At 68.3% G+C, this 16640-nt stretch carries 17 protein-coding genes and 1 pseudogene; 7 read left to right on the plus strand and 11 right to left on the minus strand.

Annotated features, from left to right (window positions below; translation table 11 throughout):
* Positions 1 to 111: 111 nt before the first annotated feature.
* A complete protein-coding gene (locus tag BLT82_RS18615; RefSeq protein WP_093656243.1) occupies positions 112 to 864 on the minus strand; it encodes a transposase family protein in 753 nt (250 codons plus the stop codon).
* 275 nt (positions 865 to 1139) lie between these two features.
* Here BLT82_RS18615 and BLT82_RS37590 point away from each other — a divergent pair, with 275 nt between their 5' ends.
* The 4 genes and pseudogenes from BLT82_RS37590 to BLT82_RS37990 form a co-directional block, all read left to right on the plus strand.
* Positions 1140 to 1772 carry a hypothetical protein gene (locus BLT82_RS37590; RefSeq protein WP_208867985.1) on the plus strand — a complete coding sequence of 211 codons (633 nt, stop codon included), beginning with the start codon at positions 1140 to 1142 and terminating at the stop codon, positions 1770 to 1772.
* Between the two features lie 23 nt (positions 1773 to 1795).
* Complete coding sequence (locus tag BLT82_RS37985; RefSeq protein ID WP_244292035.1) at positions 1796 to 2446, plus strand: hypothetical protein; 651 nt, start codon at positions 1796 to 1798, stop codon at positions 2444 to 2446.
* A gap of 139 nt (positions 2447 to 2585) precedes the next feature.
* The gene (locus BLT82_RS18630; RefSeq protein ID WP_143041505.1) at positions 2586 to 3695 is read left to right on the plus strand and encodes a hypothetical protein; all 1110 of its coding nucleotides are present in this window, start codon (positions 2586 to 2588) and stop codon (positions 3693 to 3695) included.
* 241 nt (positions 3696 to 3936) lie between these two features.
* Positions 3937 to 4116 (plus strand): annotated as a pseudogene (locus BLT82_RS37990) (IS5/IS1182 family transposase); the annotation flags it as partial.
* A gap of 574 nt (positions 4117 to 4690) precedes the next feature.
* Here the strand turns inward: BLT82_RS37990 and BLT82_RS18640 are convergent.
* From BLT82_RS18640 to BLT82_RS18660, 5 genes are all read right to left on the minus strand, one after another.
* Positions 4691 to 5062 (minus strand): hypothetical protein, encoded by a 372-nt coding sequence (locus BLT82_RS18640; protein ID WP_093656247.1) that lies wholly within the window; start codon positions 5060 to 5062, stop codon positions 4691 to 4693.
* Between the two features lie 240 nt (positions 5063 to 5302).
* Positions 5303 to 5539, minus strand: coding sequence for a hypothetical protein (locus BLT82_RS18645; RefSeq protein ID WP_208867975.1), 237 nt, complete (start codon positions 5537 to 5539; stop codon positions 5303 to 5305).
* A gap of 205 nt (positions 5540 to 5744) precedes the next feature.
* On the minus strand, positions 5745 to 6884 hold the full coding sequence (locus tag BLT82_RS18650) for an alpha/beta hydrolase (RefSeq protein ID WP_093656249.1): 1140 nt from the start codon (positions 6882 to 6884) through the stop codon (positions 5745 to 5747).
* A 127-nt stretch (positions 6885 to 7011) separates the two neighbouring features.
* Positions 7012 to 7707: a LuxR C-terminal-related transcriptional regulator gene (locus BLT82_RS18655; protein ID WP_093656251.1), complete on the minus strand. Its 696-nt coding sequence runs from the start codon at positions 7705 to 7707 to the stop codon at positions 7012 to 7014.
* Complete coding sequence (locus tag BLT82_RS18660; protein WP_093656253.1) at positions 7704 to 8978, minus strand: ATP-binding protein; 1275 nt, start codon at positions 8976 to 8978, stop codon at positions 7704 to 7706. The genes BLT82_RS18655 and BLT82_RS18660 overlap by 4 nt, the downstream gene beginning before the upstream one ends.
* A gap of 323 nt (positions 8979 to 9301) precedes the next feature.
* Between BLT82_RS18660 and BLT82_RS18665 the strand changes: the two genes are divergently transcribed.
* Positions 9302 to 10600 carry a PspC domain-containing protein gene (locus BLT82_RS18665; protein WP_093656255.1) on the plus strand — a complete coding sequence of 433 codons (1299 nt, stop codon included), beginning with the start codon at positions 9302 to 9304 and terminating at the stop codon, positions 10598 to 10600.
* Positions 10587 to 10850, plus strand: a complete 264-nt coding sequence (locus BLT82_RS18670; RefSeq protein WP_093656257.1) for a hypothetical protein — start codon at positions 10587 to 10589, stop codon at positions 10848 to 10850. The genes BLT82_RS18665 and BLT82_RS18670 overlap by 14 nt, the downstream gene beginning before the upstream one ends.
* On the opposite strand, the gene BLT82_RS18675 is transcribed toward BLT82_RS18670, so the two are convergent.
* The 3 genes from BLT82_RS18675 to BLT82_RS18685 form a co-directional block, all read right to left on the minus strand.
* On the minus strand, positions 10757 to 11275 hold the full coding sequence (locus tag BLT82_RS18675) for a DoxX family membrane protein (protein WP_093656259.1): 519 nt from the start codon (positions 11273 to 11275) through the stop codon (positions 10757 to 10759). The genes BLT82_RS18670 and BLT82_RS18675 overlap by 94 nt on opposite strands.
* A gap of 90 nt (positions 11276 to 11365) precedes the next feature.
* Positions 11366 to 12607, minus strand: a complete 1242-nt coding sequence (locus BLT82_RS18680) for a hypothetical protein (RefSeq protein ID WP_404204547.1) — start codon at positions 12605 to 12607, stop codon at positions 11366 to 11368.
* Positions 12608 to 12741: 134 nt separating this feature from the next.
* Positions 12742 to 13527, minus strand: coding sequence for a class II aldolase/adducin family protein (locus tag BLT82_RS18685; protein WP_404204604.1), 786 nt, complete (start codon positions 13525 to 13527; stop codon positions 12742 to 12744).
* 88 nt (positions 13528 to 13615) lie between these two features.
* Here BLT82_RS18685 and BLT82_RS18690 point away from each other — a divergent pair, with 88 nt between their 5' ends.
* On the plus strand, positions 13616 to 14059 hold the full coding sequence (locus BLT82_RS18690) for a cupin domain-containing protein (protein WP_093656265.1): 444 nt from the start codon (positions 13616 to 13618) through the stop codon (positions 14057 to 14059).
* A gap of 34 nt (positions 14060 to 14093) precedes the next feature.
* Here the strand turns inward: BLT82_RS18690 and BLT82_RS18695 are convergent, their stop codons facing one another.
* Together BLT82_RS18695 and guaA are read right to left on the minus strand one after the other, a co-directional pair.
* The gene (locus BLT82_RS18695; protein WP_093656525.1) at positions 14094 to 14675 is read right to left on the minus strand and encodes a Uma2 family endonuclease; all 582 of its coding nucleotides are present in this window, start codon (positions 14673 to 14675) and stop codon (positions 14094 to 14096) included.
* A 113-nt stretch (positions 14676 to 14788) separates the two neighbouring features.
* The gene (gene guaA, locus BLT82_RS18700) at positions 14789 to 16396 is read right to left on the minus strand and encodes a glutamine-hydrolyzing GMP synthase (protein ID WP_208867976.1); all 1608 of its coding nucleotides are present in this window, start codon (positions 16394 to 16396) and stop codon (positions 14789 to 14791) included.
* Between the last annotated feature and the right edge of the window lie 244 nt (positions 16397 to 16640).

Genomic DNA, 16640 nt, shown 5'->3' on the forward strand with positions numbered 1-16640 from the left:
GGTGGAAGGAGACCACCGGGCTGACCTTCGAGGAAGTGCGACCTGGGAACATCGATACAGCGGTTCTCGGTAAGGTCGATCTTGGGTGACAGTGAGCCTTTTCCATCTTGATCAGGTGGCGAGTTCGAGGGCGACGACGGCACGGACGGCGGCTGTGATCCGGGTGGTGCTGCAGCGGAGCTTTCGCACGAGCCGCCAGGACTTGAGTATGGCCATGGCGCGTTCGCCGAGGCTGCGAATCTTGGCGTGATCGCGGTTGTGGTGTCGGCGCCAGCCGCGGAGGTGCTTGCCACGGATCGGAACACGGATCGCAGGGCCGGCGCCCTGGTACGCCTTGTCGGCCCAGCACTTGATGTCATCTACGGCGAGGGCGGCGGGTATGCCATGGTTCCGGGCCGCGGTCAGCTCGTGTGTGGCTCCCGGCAGTGCGTCCGAGGCCCAGATCAGGCGCCCGGCGGGATCGGCGAGGACTTGCACGTTCATCCCGTGGTGCTTCTTCTTCCCGGAGTAGTACGGCTGGTCGGCGGCGATACGGTCGATGGGTAGCACAGTGCCGTTGAGGATCACGTATGCCTTCTTCCGGACGGTCGTCATGGCCTGTTGCAGCGTGGGCGCGAGGGCGGCCAGTAGGTCGACGGCCTCGCGTATGTAGCGGTAGGCCGTGGCGATCCCGATGCGGAAGCCCGCGGTAGGGCGGGCGTAGGTGTCGCCGCAGCGTAGGTGGGCCAGGACGAGCAGGGCCTGCCGACCGCAGGTTAGGCGGCGCCAGCGCGAACCGATCCGACGACGGTGACCTGCGAGAAGACCGGAAAGATGCCGCAGAGTGCGGCTGGACAGATCGATGCCGGACGGGCAGACAAGCACGCGAAAGCTCCTGGCGGACTGGTGACCTTCGTCGTGAACCCGTCTACCAGGAGCTTTCTTCATGCCCGCCGCCGGGGCTGCCAGCCCAACCATCCGTCAGGTTGGAAAGGCTCACTGCCCAAGATCCACTTTCGATGCACGGCCTAGCACAGGCCGCGCCGGTTCGGTGGACCTCGGCAATCCACTGGCGCGAGGGCGCTGTCGGGCCATATCCTGATCCGTTCTTCGATGATCAACTACCACACTGAGGCTGCGAGTTGATGGACGTAGCGAGGATGATGGCTCAGCTTGATGAGCTTATTGCTGAGTACCGAGAAATGATTAGCATCCGTACCGAAGGAGTACTGGCCTCTGATCGAGCCAAGCTCCTTGTGAGCCGTCTCGAAGCCGCTATCGATCGCTTGGCACCTCCTGGTAGTAGCTACGTAAGGCAGCTAGATGTCTATCGGGAACAAAAGCGAACCTCGCTAAAGATTCGCGAGGTCTTTAGCATTGCTCTTGGCCTCCATCACGATCTGGCATCCGGATGGGTGGAGACAGTTGTTGAGATGGTGCACGCTGGCACCCATAGCGATTACCTGGATATGGCAGAGACGTTGTTGCAGTCGGGGTACAAGGACGCCGCAGCTGTCATCACAGGTACGTCATTGGAAGTTCATGTGCGAACACTCTGTGTTAAATATGGCGTAGACACCGAACTGGCCAGTGGTGCACCGAAGAAGGCCGACGTCATGAACGCCGACCTGAAGAAGGCTGACGTCTATGACGGACTACGGCAAAAGCAGATTACGGCCTGGATGGACCTGCGCAACAAGGCGGCTCACGGTGACTACCAAAGCTACGACGAACACCAGGTACGTATGTTCATTGATGGCGTGCGGGACTTCATGCTGAAGTACTCGGCATAGCGCGCAGACAAGGGGACTAAACGATGGCCAACATCGACAAGGTAGTCGAGCAGCTCAACTTTCTGATCAAGGCTTCCGAAAACTACGCACGGAACGATAACTGGTCTCTCCTGCATGACGGAGCAGACGACCCCGTTGTTCTCAGCAACCGGCTCGAAGCCGCAATCGAGCGAGCTACGCGACCGACCTCTATGTATATGAAGCAGCTTGACACTGCCCGCCGTAGAGTACAGCCTTATCGACTCAGAGAAGTGCGCATCGTCGCACTGGGACTACGTGACGATTTGGTCGCCGGGTGGGTTGAATCGGTCGTCGAGCTGGTGCACGCCGATACCTACCGCGATTACTTGGAAATGGCGGAGGGGCTGCTTGCCAAGGGATACAAGGACGCCGCAGCCGTCATCACGGGAACGTCCCTCGAAGTTCATGTGCGCGCTCTGTGCGCGAAGAACAATGTGACGACGGCAGTGGCAGGCAAGCCAAAGAAGGCCGACACCATGAACGCCGACCTCAAGAAGGCTGGAGTGTACGACGGCTTGCAGCAGAAGGAAGTTACCGCCTGGATGGACCTCCGGAACAAGGCAGCCCACGGGGACTACGCCGACTACGACCGCGATCAGGTACGTCGGCTCATCGGTGGAGTAGAAGCCTTCATGAGGAAGTACCCAGCGTAGGCGAACCCAGTAGGTCAGGGGTAGGTGTGAAGACTTCTTACTAGCAGCCACCCTTAGCGTACGGACGACTTGGGCCATTGTGATGATGTCCTGACGTCAGGTGCGCCGAGAATAATTCTGATCGAAAGAAAAGGGAATAATGACAGTTCAAGATGATGTGGTGGCGCTCGGCATAAGAAGTGATGCTGCCTATGTCGGCCGGTTCAGTCGCGATTTGGGTGCATCGAGAGCCTCCGGGAACAGCGGTACGATCATGTTCTGTTTGGCGCCGTACCTGTCACTGTTTGTACATGAGTCGTATAGCAAGCTCAAGCGCATTGATCCCGCCTTGCCCGCCTTGTTGTCGGCTGACGTCGAAGCAATCGTGGCGCGTTCACGCCACAGTTTGAAGCTTTTCGAGGACAATCGGCGCGGCATTGAAGGGCAGCTTGCGTACTTCCGTGACGAGATCTCGCCTGCACACGCGGATAGGTTCCTGAACAACACGTGGCTTAAGGCCGCCCGATTTCTAGAGACAGACTTGGGTCTCTATAGCTACGACGGAAGGATTATCTCGACAACACATGCCGCCACGTTCCATCTGGGATTTGATCCTGTCGCACTACTGGAGGAGGGGTCGGGTCCGAATCTGCAATCCGTCTACGAAGAGTACGGCCGTTACTTCCGCGGGCTAGGCGCGAGGACCGATTCAGGCGCGAAGACCTTCGCGAGTCATCTCGACCCGATGCGCTTTGATCAGCGGGGCAACGACGTTCGATCGACTAAGTACTACGGCCAGATATTCAATGGCAAGGGTACGCCAGACATCAACCGGCTACTGATGGTGTTCCGGGGTTTGATGAATTTCGTCGACTCGATGGTCGGGCTGGGCGCAGATGCGAATGAGGTCGAGTACACCGTATTCAAGATGCGCTTTCTGACCCTGTACCAGGTTCTTGGCAGCTTGCAGATGCTTCATGACGAACGACCCGGTGATCTCACCACGCAGTCCACAAGGATTATCGAGAAGATCACGGGCACGTGGTCGGCAAGCCTGATTATGGATCGCTCAGCAAAGCCGTTCCGCAACACACTGATGCACTACAACCTAGACTCTCGCGTCGACCTGGCGAGAGTGGATGCAACTCAGCCACTCTTTGGACTCGTGCCGATCTATTTTCCGTCGCACGACGCTGCATCGTTCGTCGAGGCCGTTGACAGCTGTATCAAGGAAACCGCATCGGTCATAGAGGAGTGGGCTACTGCCTGAGCAGTGAGCGCGGAGTTGGTTCGGCGGGCACGGGGGCTCGACCGTCTGCACATAGAACAGCCCTGCGGCCGCTGGTCGCGGGGTGTTTGGCTTGCGCGGCTTGTTCAGGCGGACCTGGCAGGCGTGGCCGGCGCAGGGTTGGTCGACTCGATCCATGCGGCCGTCTCCGGCTTCCCGCTCCTGGTGTCTTTGACGGCAAGGCTGACGGCTACGACACCGATCAGCCACCGTCTACGGCTGTCCTGCAAGAGGTCGTTGGCGGCGCCGGCACAACAGCACACACGCCAAGATTCGATGCCTCGGCGAGCAGGCCATGGCCACCCTGAATGGCTGGCGCCTCCTACGAAAGATCCGTTGCAGCACCAACCGCATCACCGCGATCGTCCAAGCCGTCCTCATCCTTCAACACGCTTCCGCGTGAGGTTGGAAAGGGCTCAGTGAGACCGGCGGGGGCCTGTGCGGGCCCCCGCCAGGGCCGCCGCTTTCAAAGACGGCGCTGAGCCCAAAAGATGATCAGACTCACGCACCCCGACCCGGCACCATAAGCAGCTCCGAGCAAGAATCGCCTGCTCATGACCTTGATCTGGCGGCGCTGCCACTTGATCGTCCGCTGCCAGCGTCCCGGGGGTTCGACATCCCCGTGAGGCATGGGATTAGCATGCACTGTGGTTCTCCAATCCGTTGCAGAGCGGCAAAAGGAATCGAAAGAGGGCCCCCTCGGCACGGTTTCTCAGGCCATGTGCCGGAGGGGTCCTTTATTTGGCTGTCATCAGGGACCCTACTGAGGGCTCAGGCAGGGGAATTCTGCACGATGAGCGATCAGCGTCCTGATTAAGGGAGTTGACGGTCCGTCATGCGTCAACCTTGACAAGCTGCCACTAACTTGACGACCCACGATTTTTTGATCTCGTTTTGATAACGAGACTCGCGAGGAATTCGCCGCTGCGGCGTGCAACGCACGGCCCCGGCTAGTGCTGTGCGGCACCCAGCGCGGCTCAGTGACGGATGGTCTGCAACCGGCTACCGGTCTCTGCGATGATCCAAAACGACCAGCCGTTCCGGCTCGCACTCACCTTGGGGTTCTGTGCACGCAGCACCGCAGCGGCTGCGCCACTCGGAGACTTGTACCGTCCCTGTGCCGGCCCGTTCGTCACGGTCACACTTTCCGTCGCCGGATCGTAAAGCCCCTCGATCCGCACCCCTTCGTACAGGGCGTAAACATCGATCATCCCCCCCTGGTCGCTCTTCTTGGGAGTGGAAGAGCGCTGGAAGTGCTCCACCAGCCTCTGTACTGCCTCGCTCTCGGAGACCCCCCAGGCCAGCGCCAGCAGTGCCACCTGGTTGTGCGTGGTCTCCGTGATCTCCATGCACACATTTCTTCTGATACTCACGGCCGTGATCATACGCCCTGGACAGCTATGCCTGCAGCTGTTTCTTAGAGCCGAGGAGGCGATCGCCGCCAGTTCTGCAAATGACCAGTTGAGAGACGTCCTGAGTGCTGCATGGCCGACGCGTTGGCCCAGGTTGCCCGTCGCGGAAGGCCTCTCAGGGCCGGCTAGTGGGCCCTGACCGGTTTCCAGCCGCGCCCGTCGAACTTCACCAGGCCCTCACCGACGGCTAGGTGCTTCCCCGTCCGGCCGGGCCAAGCGTATGGAGGGGACGGTGTCAAGCCAGGGCGGGCAGAACTGGTTAGTGAACCAGATCGAGGCGGTGCCGTCCGCCTGCATCTTCTCGGTGCGGGCGGTAATGCCAGCGCCCGTGATCGGCGCGAGCTGGGCTTCCAGCGCCGTCCAGGGGCGTGGAGAAATCGGCGGCACGGTTTGGGAAACGATCTTCGGGAGCACCGGCGTAGCTCCTGACCAACGGCTTCCGTCGGTGTCCCGGTACGTCTGAGGAATCCGACAGATCGGCTGGACGAATCCACCGACAAACCGCCTGGACAGTCACACGAAGACGCAGGTCAGTGCGATGCCCGGCGACATCTCAGATCGGAACCTACAGACAAATAGCGCCGCCCGCCCGGGCCGCGGGCCGTCGGCGACGACGCCGTCAGCGGCCCGCCGCCGACGGCGTCGTGCCCCGCTCGTAGCCGACCTGGCGGGTCAGCCAGAAGAAGACGTCGGGGACCTGCCGCCGCCACTCACCGGTGTCGTGCGCGCCGCCGATCTCGACCACGTCGACCGTCGTCGGGGGCTTGGCGGCGGAGCGCAGTGCCTGGCCGGACTCGAAGCCGTCGCCGCGTGCGCCGGAGACGAACAGGGCGGTCCGCGGCGGCGTCGTCGCGGAGTCCAGGATGCTCAGCGGGTCGTTGGCGCGGCGCAGTTCCTCGTCCCGGCCGGCGAGCGAGGCCTTCTCCGCAGCGGGGTCGTTGTAGCCGGACAGGCTCACCCCGGCGCGGTAGCGGTCCGGGTGGGCCACGGCCAGCTTCGCCGCGCAGTGGCCGCCCGCGGAGTATCCGGCCACGGCCCAGCCCTCCGGTCGGTTCATCGCACGGAAGTTGTCCATCACCATCTTGCGGACGTCGACGCTCAGCCAGCTGTCCGCGTTGATCCGGCCCGGGATGTTGGCGCAGCCCGTGTCGACGCGGCCGAGCAAAGTCGTGCGCGGGGCGACGAGGATGAACGGGGCCACCTCTCCGCTCTCCATCATCGGCCGCAACTGCTCCTGCACCTTCAGCGTGCCGAACCACGCCTTCGCCGAACCCGGATACCCCGGCAGCAGTTCGACGACCGGGAACTTCGTGTTCCGGTAGGCGGGTTCGTCGTACTGCGGAGGCAGCCAGACGTACACCTCGCCCCGGACGCCCGACACCTGCCCGGTGAGATCGGTGACGTGGACGCCCTCGCCCAGGAGCGGGTCGGTCGCCCGCCTGAACGTCACCCTGCTCTTCGGGAGGTCGGCGAAGCGCACCCCGCCCATGCCGTCCTTGCCGAGGTCGGCCGCAGCCTCGACGTGGTCGCCCGTTCCGAGCAGGTCATCCCAGCTGCCGTACAGGCCGTTGGCGTTGTTCACGGCGACGAACACGACCACGAGCGCGGTCGCCTGCGCGAAGCCGAGCATCACCAGCCGGACGGCGCCCCGCACCAGGGCCGGGCCGCGCACCCTGCTCCACAGCGCCAGCGGCAGCAGTACCGCCACCGCGGCCAGCACGATCGAGGTCACGAAGAAGGGAGTACCGGTCAAGCTCATCACGGACCGTTAGAGGGAGCGGACCCCGTCCCGGTTGCCGCGTCTACCGGGCGGTTTCGTCACACTTCCGCGTCATGCCGCATTCGTGGACACGGGCCGCGCGCCGGGGCGCCCCCGAGGCCCGGACTCAGACCAGCCGGCGTGCCGTCGCCCAGCGCGTCAGCTCGTGCCGGTTCGACAGCTGCAGCTTCCGCAGCACCGCCGACACGTGCGACTCCACCGTCTTCACCGAGATGAAGAGCTGCTTGGCGATCTCCTTGTACGCGTAGCCCCGGGCGATCAGCCGCAGCACCTCGCGCTCGCGCTGGGTGAGCCGGTCCAGATCCTCGTCCACCGGGGGCGCGTCCGTGGAGGCGAAGGCGTCCAGGACGAAGCCGGCCAGCCGCGGGGAGAACACCGCGTCGCCCTCCTGGACCCGGAAGATCGAGTCGACCAGATCGGTTCCCGTGATCGTCTTGGTCACATAGCCCCGGGCGCCGCCGCGGATCACCCCGATGACGTCCTCGGCCGCGTCCGAGACGGACAGCGCCAGGAAGCGGACGGGACGCTCGGCGGCCGCCGCGAGCCCGGCGCAGCGGCGCAGCACCTCGACGCCGCCGCCCCCGGGCAGATGGACGTCGAGGAGCACCACCTCGGGCCGGGTCGCCGTGATCACGGTGACCGCCTGGTCGACGTCGGCTGCCTCGCCGACGACCTCGACTCCCGTCTCCTCGGTCCTGCCGATCTCGGCCTGCACTCCCGCGCGGAACATCCGGTGGTCGTCGACGAGCACGACCCGTACCCGGCGCTCCGTCCCCTCGGCTGCGTCGGTCTGCTCGGTCATCCGTCCGCCCTCTCCATCTCCAGCTCCACTTCGGTGCCCCCGCCGGGCACGGAACGCAGACGCGCCGTGCCTCCGTTGCGCTGCATACGGCCGACGATCGATTCTCGTACGCCCATGCGGTCCTCCGGTACCGCGTCGGGGTCGAACCCCGGCCCGCGGTCGCGCACCGAGACGAACACCGTACGGCCCTCGACCTCCGCGTACACCTGTACGGGCCCTCCCTCGCCACCGTACTTCGCGGCGTTGACCATCGCTTCGCGCGCGGCCTGCATCTGGGCCGTGAGCTTCTCGTCGAGCGGGCAGTCGCCCACGACCACGACCTCCAGCGGGACGCCGTGCTTGTCCTCGACCTCCGCCGCGGCCCGCTTCACCGCGTCCGCGAGCATGGTGGGCTCCTCGTCCTCCTCCTTGCCGGTGCCCTCCGGCCGGTACAGCCAGTTGCGCAGCTCGCGCTCCTGGGCGCGGGCGAGCCGGCGCACCTCGCCCGCGTCGTCCGCGTTCCGCTGGATCAGGGTGAGGGTGTGCAGCACGGAGTCGTGGACGTGGGCGGCGACCTCGGCGCGCTCCTGGGCGCGGATGCGCATCAGGCGCTCCTCGGACAGGTCCTGGGTCATCCGTACCAGCCACGGGCCGGCGAGCAGGGCGACACCGACGATCACGGCCAGGGCGGCGGTCAGGACGTTGCCGAGCTGCTCGGCGGAGCCGCGGACGACCACGAAGACGGTGAGGCCCATGCCGACCAGAGCGACGCCGGCCAGTCCGCGGGCGAGCTGCAGCAGCCTGCGGCGCCGGTCGTCGCCGGTCCACTGGGCCCGGCGGGCGTTGTCCGCCTGCCGCCACACCAGCACGACACCGGCGCCCGTCAGGAGCACGGGCCAGACGTAGCGGTTCGCGGGGCCGCCGAGGTCGATGTTGGTGACGAAGACGACCGCGCCGATCAGCAGGGCGACCAGCGCGAACAGCTGTCCCCTGTCGGGCTTGCGGAGCCGCCGTCTGCCGTCCGGGGCGGTCTCGAAGACCGGCTTGGGCTCGGCCGACCTGCCGCCGACGCCCAGCGGAACGGCGATCCAGAACACCGCGTAGAGCAGCGTTCCGAGGCCGTCCGCCATGAAGAGCCCGAGGAACACGAGCCGGACCCAGATCACCGGCAGGCCGAGATGGCCCGCCAGCCCGCGCGCCACGCCACCCAGCCAGCGGCCCTCCGCGCTGCGGTACAGCTTGCGGAGGGGGGGCTCTTCGGTCTCGGGCGGGCGGGCGGCGGCGACGGGCATGCCCCGATGGTCACACGGGGCCGGCGGCGGGGGCATCAGGGCCGTCCCTGAGACAGACCCTGAGCCTCGGCGCCCCGGGCGGTGTCCACGGCGGTCCCGCCCGGCACACGACGCCCTGCACGGCCCGCGCATTGCCGGGGTCGCCCGTGTTGGCCCGTTGCGGCGCGGCCCCCGCCTCGCGATCGGACGCACCGGACGCCGCGGTCCCGCCGCCCCTCCGGCGGACGGCGCCGCTTCGCGGACGGGACCCAGGGTGCAATATCAGGGAAGGGCCAGGGTCGGGACGGCTGCCGCCGGGGGTGGCGGACCGTCACCATGGAGGAATGACTCAGCCGACCGCCCCGGCGCCCGGGCCGCCGCCGGAGCACCAGCTCCCGCCCGTGCTGCTGCGCCGGACCGCACGGCACAAGGTCGTCGGCGGGGTCTGCGGCGGCCTCGGCCGGTACTGCGACGTCGACCCGGTGATCTTCCGAATCGCCATGGGTGTGCTGTCGGTGACCGGAGGCATCGGTCTGATCTTCTACGGCTTCGCCTGGCTGCTGATCCCACTGGAGGGCGAGGAGGAGAACGAGGCGCGGCGCGCCCTGTCCGGCCGGGTCGACGGGGCGGCCCTGGTCGCCGTGCTGCTCGCGCTGCTCGGCTGCGGACTGTTCCTGTCGATGCTGGGCAACGACGGGACGCTCGCGTTCTCCGCGCTGCTGTCGCTCGCCGTCGTGGGCGCCGCCGTGTGGTCGCGGCGGCGTACGACGGCCGCCCCGGACGGCGGGCCGCTGGACGGGGCGACCGCGCACGCCGTGGCGGAGGCCCCGCCCGAGGCCAAGGCGCCCCCGACGCCCGACAGCCCCTCCTGGTGGCGCGACCCGATCGTCAAGGACGGCACCACCGGACCCGTGGCGACCGGATACCTGTGGGGTCCCCCGGACGCGTCACCGGACCTCGCGCCGCTCCCCCGCGGCCGGCGGGCCGGAGTCGCCGCGCGCCGCCCCCGAGGGCCGCGCGGCATCGCCGGAGTCGTCTTCCTGCTCGCTCTGGTGGCGGGCGGGCTGGGCACGGGGCTGACGTGGGACTCCCAGCCGCTGGGCACGAGCCTGCAGATCGGGCTCGCCTGCGCGCTGGCCGTGTTCGGACTGGGCCTGGTGGTCGGCAGTCTCCTCGGCCGGATCGGCGGGGGCACGATCCTGCTGACCGTGGTCACGTCCGTGCTGCTGGTCGGCGCCTCCGTGCTGCCCAAGCAGATCGACACGCAGTGGATGCGGACGGAGTGGCGGCCCGCGACGGCCGCGGCCGTCGCTCCGCAGTACCAACTGGGTTCCGGCATGGCCACGCTCGACCTCAGCCGGGTGGCCGTGCCGGTGGAGGAGACGGTGAGCACCAAGGCGGAGGTCGGAGCCGGCCGGCTCCGGGTCGTGCTGCCCGGGGACGCCACGGTCCGGATCCGGGCGCGCGCGGGCGTCGGTGACGTGCGGCTGCCGGGGGATCCGGTGAACGACGTGGACGTCGCCCCGGACCGGGACCGCACGCGTACGCTCGCTCCGCCCGCCGGAGCGAAGCCCGCGGGCACGCTCGACCTCGATCTGGCGGTCGCGCTCGGACAGGTGGAGGTCACCCGTGCTGCGTCATGAGTTCCGTCCGGGCAGGCTGATCGCGGGCGCGGCGGCCCTGGGGACCGCCGCGGCCTATCTGGGCGACGCGACCGGCGCCTGGCAGACCCCGTGGTTCACGGCCGTCCCGGTGATGTCGGGCGGCCTGTTCCTCGCCGCCGTCGTCACCTTCGTCCACTACCGGCTGCGCCGGCGCCGTTCCGCGATGGCCGCGTCCAGCGAGAACACGGAGGCGCCGGCGAGCACCAGCGGCAGCCAGGCCATCATGTAGGCGAGGTCGTTCCCGTAGTAGTACGGCTCGGTCTGCCAGCTGACGGTCAGCCACAGGCTCAGCGAGATCAGCACCCCGCCGAGGGCGGCCAGTCGTGCGAGCAGCCCCAGCAGGGTGCCGATGCCGACGGCCAGCTCGCCGAAGGCCATCGCGTAGCCGAAGCCCTCGGGGCTCTTCAGGGCGACGTCCACCAGCGCGGGCACCGCGGAGCTGTTCCGCACGGTGCTCATCAGCTCTCCGATGGAACCGGTCCCGGTCGCGGAGAGGAACGCGCTGTCGAAGAGCTTGTCCAGTCCCGCGTAGATGAAGGTCACTCCCAGGAACAGCCGCAGCGGCAGCAGCGAGTAGCGCGCCGCCCGTTCCTTCCAGTTGGTGCTCGCGTCGTCGGCCGCGTACGTCGCCGTCGTCCGGTACACATGCGTCATCGTCGCCTCCGTGTCTCACCCGGCTGGGACGATTGTCCCCACGTACCGCGCTCGTGAATACGGGGGCGACGGCCGTACGGCTCAGCCGGTTCAGTCGACGACGTCGACGGTCACGCGGTTCGACTCCGCGCCCGCCGCCGTCACGACCTGCACCTCGACCCTGCCGGGCTCGACCTCGGCCGGCACCGGGACCGTGATGCTCGTATCACTGGGGCTGGTGAATCCGCCGGGGACGGGGACCAGCGGCACATGGACGTGGACGGCGCCGATCCGGACGGTCATCAGGGCGAGCCGGTCGGGGCTCCCGGCGCCGGGTGGGACGAACCCGGCGCCCCGGATCTCGATGTCGTCGCCGATGCGGACGGGTCCGTCGAGGCCGCCGGGCTCGCGGGTGCGGACGACGGACAGGACGACCGGGCGGCCGCCCTCGGCGTACTTCCCGGCGAGGTAGACCGTCGCCGATACCAGGACCAGCGCGGTGAGGCCCCACGGCAGCTCCGGCAGCCGGTCGGGCCGGCGCGCGAGCAGCACGGTCGAACAGACCAGGGCGACCGCCCCGACGAGGACGTACTGTGCGTCGGAGAAGCTGCCGCGGCCCGCGTCGTCGCACACGAGGTCCGCGGGCCGGGGGCGGTCCGCCTCCATCTTCTGCAGCCGCTGGGTGATGACGCGCACGGTGACCACACGGCGTACGACGACGGCGATCAGGGAGACGGCCGCGACGACCGTGAGCAGTCCGGCCCCCTGGGCGAGGCCGAGTCCGGCGGGGACCGACAGGGCGAGCCGGCACGCCAGGAACAGCACGGCGTAGGCGGCGAACAGCACCCACACGGCGGCCACGGCCCGCGAGGTCGACAGCCGGTTGTCCTCGCCGACGAGCGGTGCGAGCAGCCCGCCGTGCGCCCGGTGGAGCCAGGCGGTCCCGGTGAGCAGTCCGGCCAGACAGGCCGCGGCGGCGAGGCCGGCGGTGCGCGCCACGGTCCAGCCGGAGCCGATCGCGGTCACGGCCTGGACCAGGAGCAGCAGCACGACCGAGCCCCACAGGACCAGCAGGGTGCGCTGCCGGACGCGGGTGAGCCATGACTCGCCGGCGGCGCGGCTGCGTTCCGCGACGGCCCGGGCCGACTCGGTCAGCTCGTCCGAGATCCACTGGCGGGTACCGGCCGCGGAGGAGGCGATCTGGGCGGGCAGCCCTCGTCCTCCGGCGAGTTCGTCGCGCCTGGCGATGAACCGGGCGACGGCCCTCCGGTGTCCCTCACGTCTGCCGTGCGGGCAGTCGCCGCAGGTGCAGCCACCGCCGTGCACGCTCTTTCCCGCTTCCTGCACCGCCACGGCGACGCACCCTTCCCCGGTAGGCAGCTTCGGCAACTACCCCGTGATTCCAAGGAATTGTGCCGTACGGGCGGGACCGCGCACGCATCGGGAAGCCGACGCGAGGGTGATTTGCGCACGATCAAATTGACGTACTACGACATGAGTTCGGGTTCCGCGGAGGCGATCTGCCGCCACATCGGCTGGTAGTTGATCCATGCGGCGAGATCGCCGCCGAGCAGTTCACGGGTCGCGACCGCGTCGCGGTGGTCGATGAGCACCGGCTTCCCGGCGGCCCGGGCACTCAGCTGCACCTGCGCGCAGCGCTCCATGGAGACGAACCACCAGGCGGCCGCGTCCACCGAGTCCCCGACCGTGAGGAGCCCGTGGTTGCGCAGGATGACGGCCTTGCGGGGGCCGAGGGCGGCAGCGATGCGGCTGCCCTCCTCGGCGTCGACGGCCACTCCGGTGTAGGCGTCATACAGCGCGTGGTCCTGGTAGAAGGCGCACGCCTCCTGCGTGATCGGGTCCAGCAGTTCGCCGAGCGAGGCCAGCGCGCGGCCGTGGACGGAGTGGGTGTGCACGACGGCGACGGCCTCGGGCCGGGCCCGGTGGACCGCGGCGTGCACGGCGAACGCGGCCTGGTTGACGTGCCGGGTGCCGAGGACGACCTGGCCGTCGCCGTTGACCAGGACCAGACTGCCCGCGGTCATCGTGGCGAACGGTTCCCCGAACGGGTTGACCCAGAAGCAGTCCGGCACCTCCGGGTCCCGCACGCTGATGTGCCCGGCGACGCCCTCCTCGTACCCGAGGCGGGCGAACAGCCGCAGCGCGCCGGCCAGCCGCTGCTTCCGGTACACGCGCTCGTCCACCACGGACTCGTGCACCGGCGGCATCGCGAAGTGCAGCCGCTCGACGGGTATCGGCTCCGGCACCGGCATGTCGGTCATGGCGCGGAAGGTACCTCCGGCTGCGCCAACTGGCCATATACGGCGCGCACCTTGCGCGGGACCGGACGACAATGGGCACATGACCGCACCGGCTTCCCCACTCGTCGAGCTCCTCGGGCTGGAACCGCACGTCGAAGGCGGGTGGTTCCGCGAGACGTGGCGCACGGCGGGCTCGACCGCTCCGCCCGGCTATCCCGGCGAGCGCGCCTACGCCACCGGGATCTACTTCCTGCTCCACCCCGGCGAACGCTCGCGCCCGCACCGGGTCCGCTCCGACGAGGTGTGGCTCTGGCACCGCGGCGGCCCGCTGCGGCTGCACCTGGCCGGCACCGGCGACAAGCCGGACGGCACCGGGACGACCCTGGTCCTGGGCCCCTCCGTCGAGTCGGGCGAGCGGCCCCAGCTCCTCGTCCCGGCGGGCACCTGGCAGTCCGCCGAGCCGGCGGGCGACGAACCGGTCCTGGTGACCTGCGTGGTGGCGCCGGGCTTCCACTACGAGGACTTCGCGCTGGAAGAGGGGTGAGGGGCGGGCGCGGGCCGCGGGGTGAAGTCCGGGCTCAGAGCCGGTCGATGCCGGCCAGGTCGATGTCGATGTCGAAGGGGACGGAGACCTTGAGCCGGTCGCGGAACGTGCCGCCCGGCACATAGACGCGCGATTCCTTGTCGAGCTCGAAGACATGGACGACCGGCTGCTCGTCACCGGCCATCTCGACACGCCAGAAGTACGGGATGCCCGCGCCCGCGTACTTGTGCGGCTTGGTGTCGGTGTCGCGCGCCTCGGAGTCCGGCGAGACCACCTCGACCGCCAGCAGGACGTCCCTGACCTGGAAGTAGGTCTGTTCCCGGCTCCGCGCGGCGGCGGCACGGACGACCGAGACGTCCGGCTCGGGACCGTTGCGCTTGTCGAGCACGACGGTCATCTCCCGGCGGACTTTCAGTTCGGGGGGCGCCGTGCTCCGCAGCCCTTGCACCAGCAGGTCGATCGCAACGCTGTGGAAATCCCGCTGCGGACTCACGAAGACCAGGCTCCCGTCGATCAGCTCGGTGTGCGGCGGGAGGTCGGGCAGGGTGAGCAGGTCCTCCACGGTGTAGCCCTCTCGCGGCGGCACCGGCCAGTGGTGCGAGATCTCTGCGCTCATGAGTGCTCCCATGGACGTGAGTCTGGTACGTACGATCAGACTACCCACCGTGAACGGCGACGCCGCCGCTCAAACGAATGAGCGACGGCGTCGGCGTTGACTCGTGGGAGGGTTCACTCCCACTCGATGGTGCCCGGCGGCTTCGACGTCACGTCGAGGACGACGCGGTTCACGTCGGCGACCTCGTTGGTGATGCGGGTCGAGATCTTCGCCAGCACGTCGTACGGCATGCGCGTCCAGTCCGCCGTCATCGCGTCCTCCGACGAGACCGGGCGGAGCACGATCGGGTGGCCGTAGGTGCGGCCGTCGCCCTGGACGCCGACGGAGCGGACGTCGGCGAGGAGGACCACCGGGCACTGCCAGATGTCACGGTCGAGACCGGCGGCGGTCAGCTCTTCGCGGGCGATGGCGTCGGCCTCGCGCAGCAGGTCCAGGCGCTCCTTGGTGACCTCGCCGACGATGCGGATGCCGAGGCCGGGGCCGGGGAACGGCTGGCGCTGGACGATCTCCTCGGGCAGGCCCAGTTCCTGGCCGACCATCCGGACCTCGTCCTTGAACAGCTTCCGCAGCGGCTCGATCAGCTCGAACTCGAGGTCCTCGGGGAGGCCGCCGACGTTGTGGTGCGACTTGATGTTCGCCGTGCCCGTGCCGCCGCCGGACTCCACCACGTCCGGGTAGAGCGTGCCCTGCACCAGGAACTGCACCGGCTGCTCGCCGTGCTCGCCCGCCGCCTCGGCGACGATCTCGGCCTGGGCCTGCTCGAAGACCCGGATGAACTCCCGGCCGATGATCTTCCGCTTCTCCTCGGGGTCGGAGACCCCGGCGAGCGCGTCCAGGAAGCGCTGCTCGGCGTCGACGACCTTCAGGGAGACGCCGGTCGCGGCGACGAAGTCCTTCTCGACCTGCTCGGTCTCGCCCTTGCGCATCAGACCGTGGTCGACGTACACGCAGGTCAGCTGCGAGCCGATGGCCTTCTGCACGAGCGCGGCCGCGACGGCGGAGTCGACACCGCCGGACAGTCCGCAGATGGCGCGCTTGTCGCCGACCTGCTCGCGGATCGCGGCGACCTGCTCCTCGATCACGTTTCCGGTCGTCCACGTCGGCTCGATGCCCGCGCCGCGGTAGAGGAAGTGCTCCAGGACCTGCTGGCCGTACGTCGAGTGCATCACCTCGGGGTGGTGCTGGACGCCGTAGAGCTTCTTCTCGTCGTTCTCGAACGCGGCCACGGGCACGACGCCCGTGGAGGCGGTGACGGTGAAGCCCTCGGGGGCCGCGGAGCAGGCGTCGCCGTGCGACATCCAGACCTGCTGCTCGGCGGGCGTGCCCTCGAAGAGGGTGGAGCCGGACTTGCTGACGTGCAGGTCGGTGCGGCCGTACTCGCGGGCGCCGGAGTTGTCGACGGTGCCGCCGAGCGTCTGCGCCATCAGCTGGAACCCGTAGCACATGCCGAAGACGGGTACGCCGGCCTCGAACAGCGCACGGTCGAGGCGCGGGGCGCCCTCCGCGTACACGGAGGACGGGCCTCCCGAGAGGATGATCGCCGCCGGCTTCCTGGCCAGCATCTCCTGCACCGGCATGGTGGACGGGACGATCTCGCTGTAGACCCGCGCCTCACGGACGCGGCGGGCGATGAGCTGGGCGTACTGCGCGCCGAAGTCGACAACGAGGACCACGTCCGGGTTGGTGACGTCGGGCGCGGCAGCAGGGGACGCAGATGACACTACGGCGGCCTTCCGGCGGTGGGAGGAGGGGGCTCTGTGAGTCGATTCTACCGGCGCCGCGGCACCGCTCTTCGTCTCACCATCCGAACCCGTATTGGCCCCGGCGGGGGCAGGGGGGCCATACTGAGCCCCATGCGCAAGCACCCGACCTTCGTCTTTACCTATGGCACCCGGCCCGCCGGCTGCCATGGTCGTGCTGCTTGAGCAACTGACAAGCGACTTCCCAGGCGCCCCGGGCCGACAA

This window comes from Streptomyces wuyuanensis (assembly GCF_900103455.1).
Taxonomy (GTDB): Bacteria; Actinomycetota; Actinomycetes; order Streptomycetales; family Streptomycetaceae; genus Streptomyces; species Streptomyces wuyuanensis.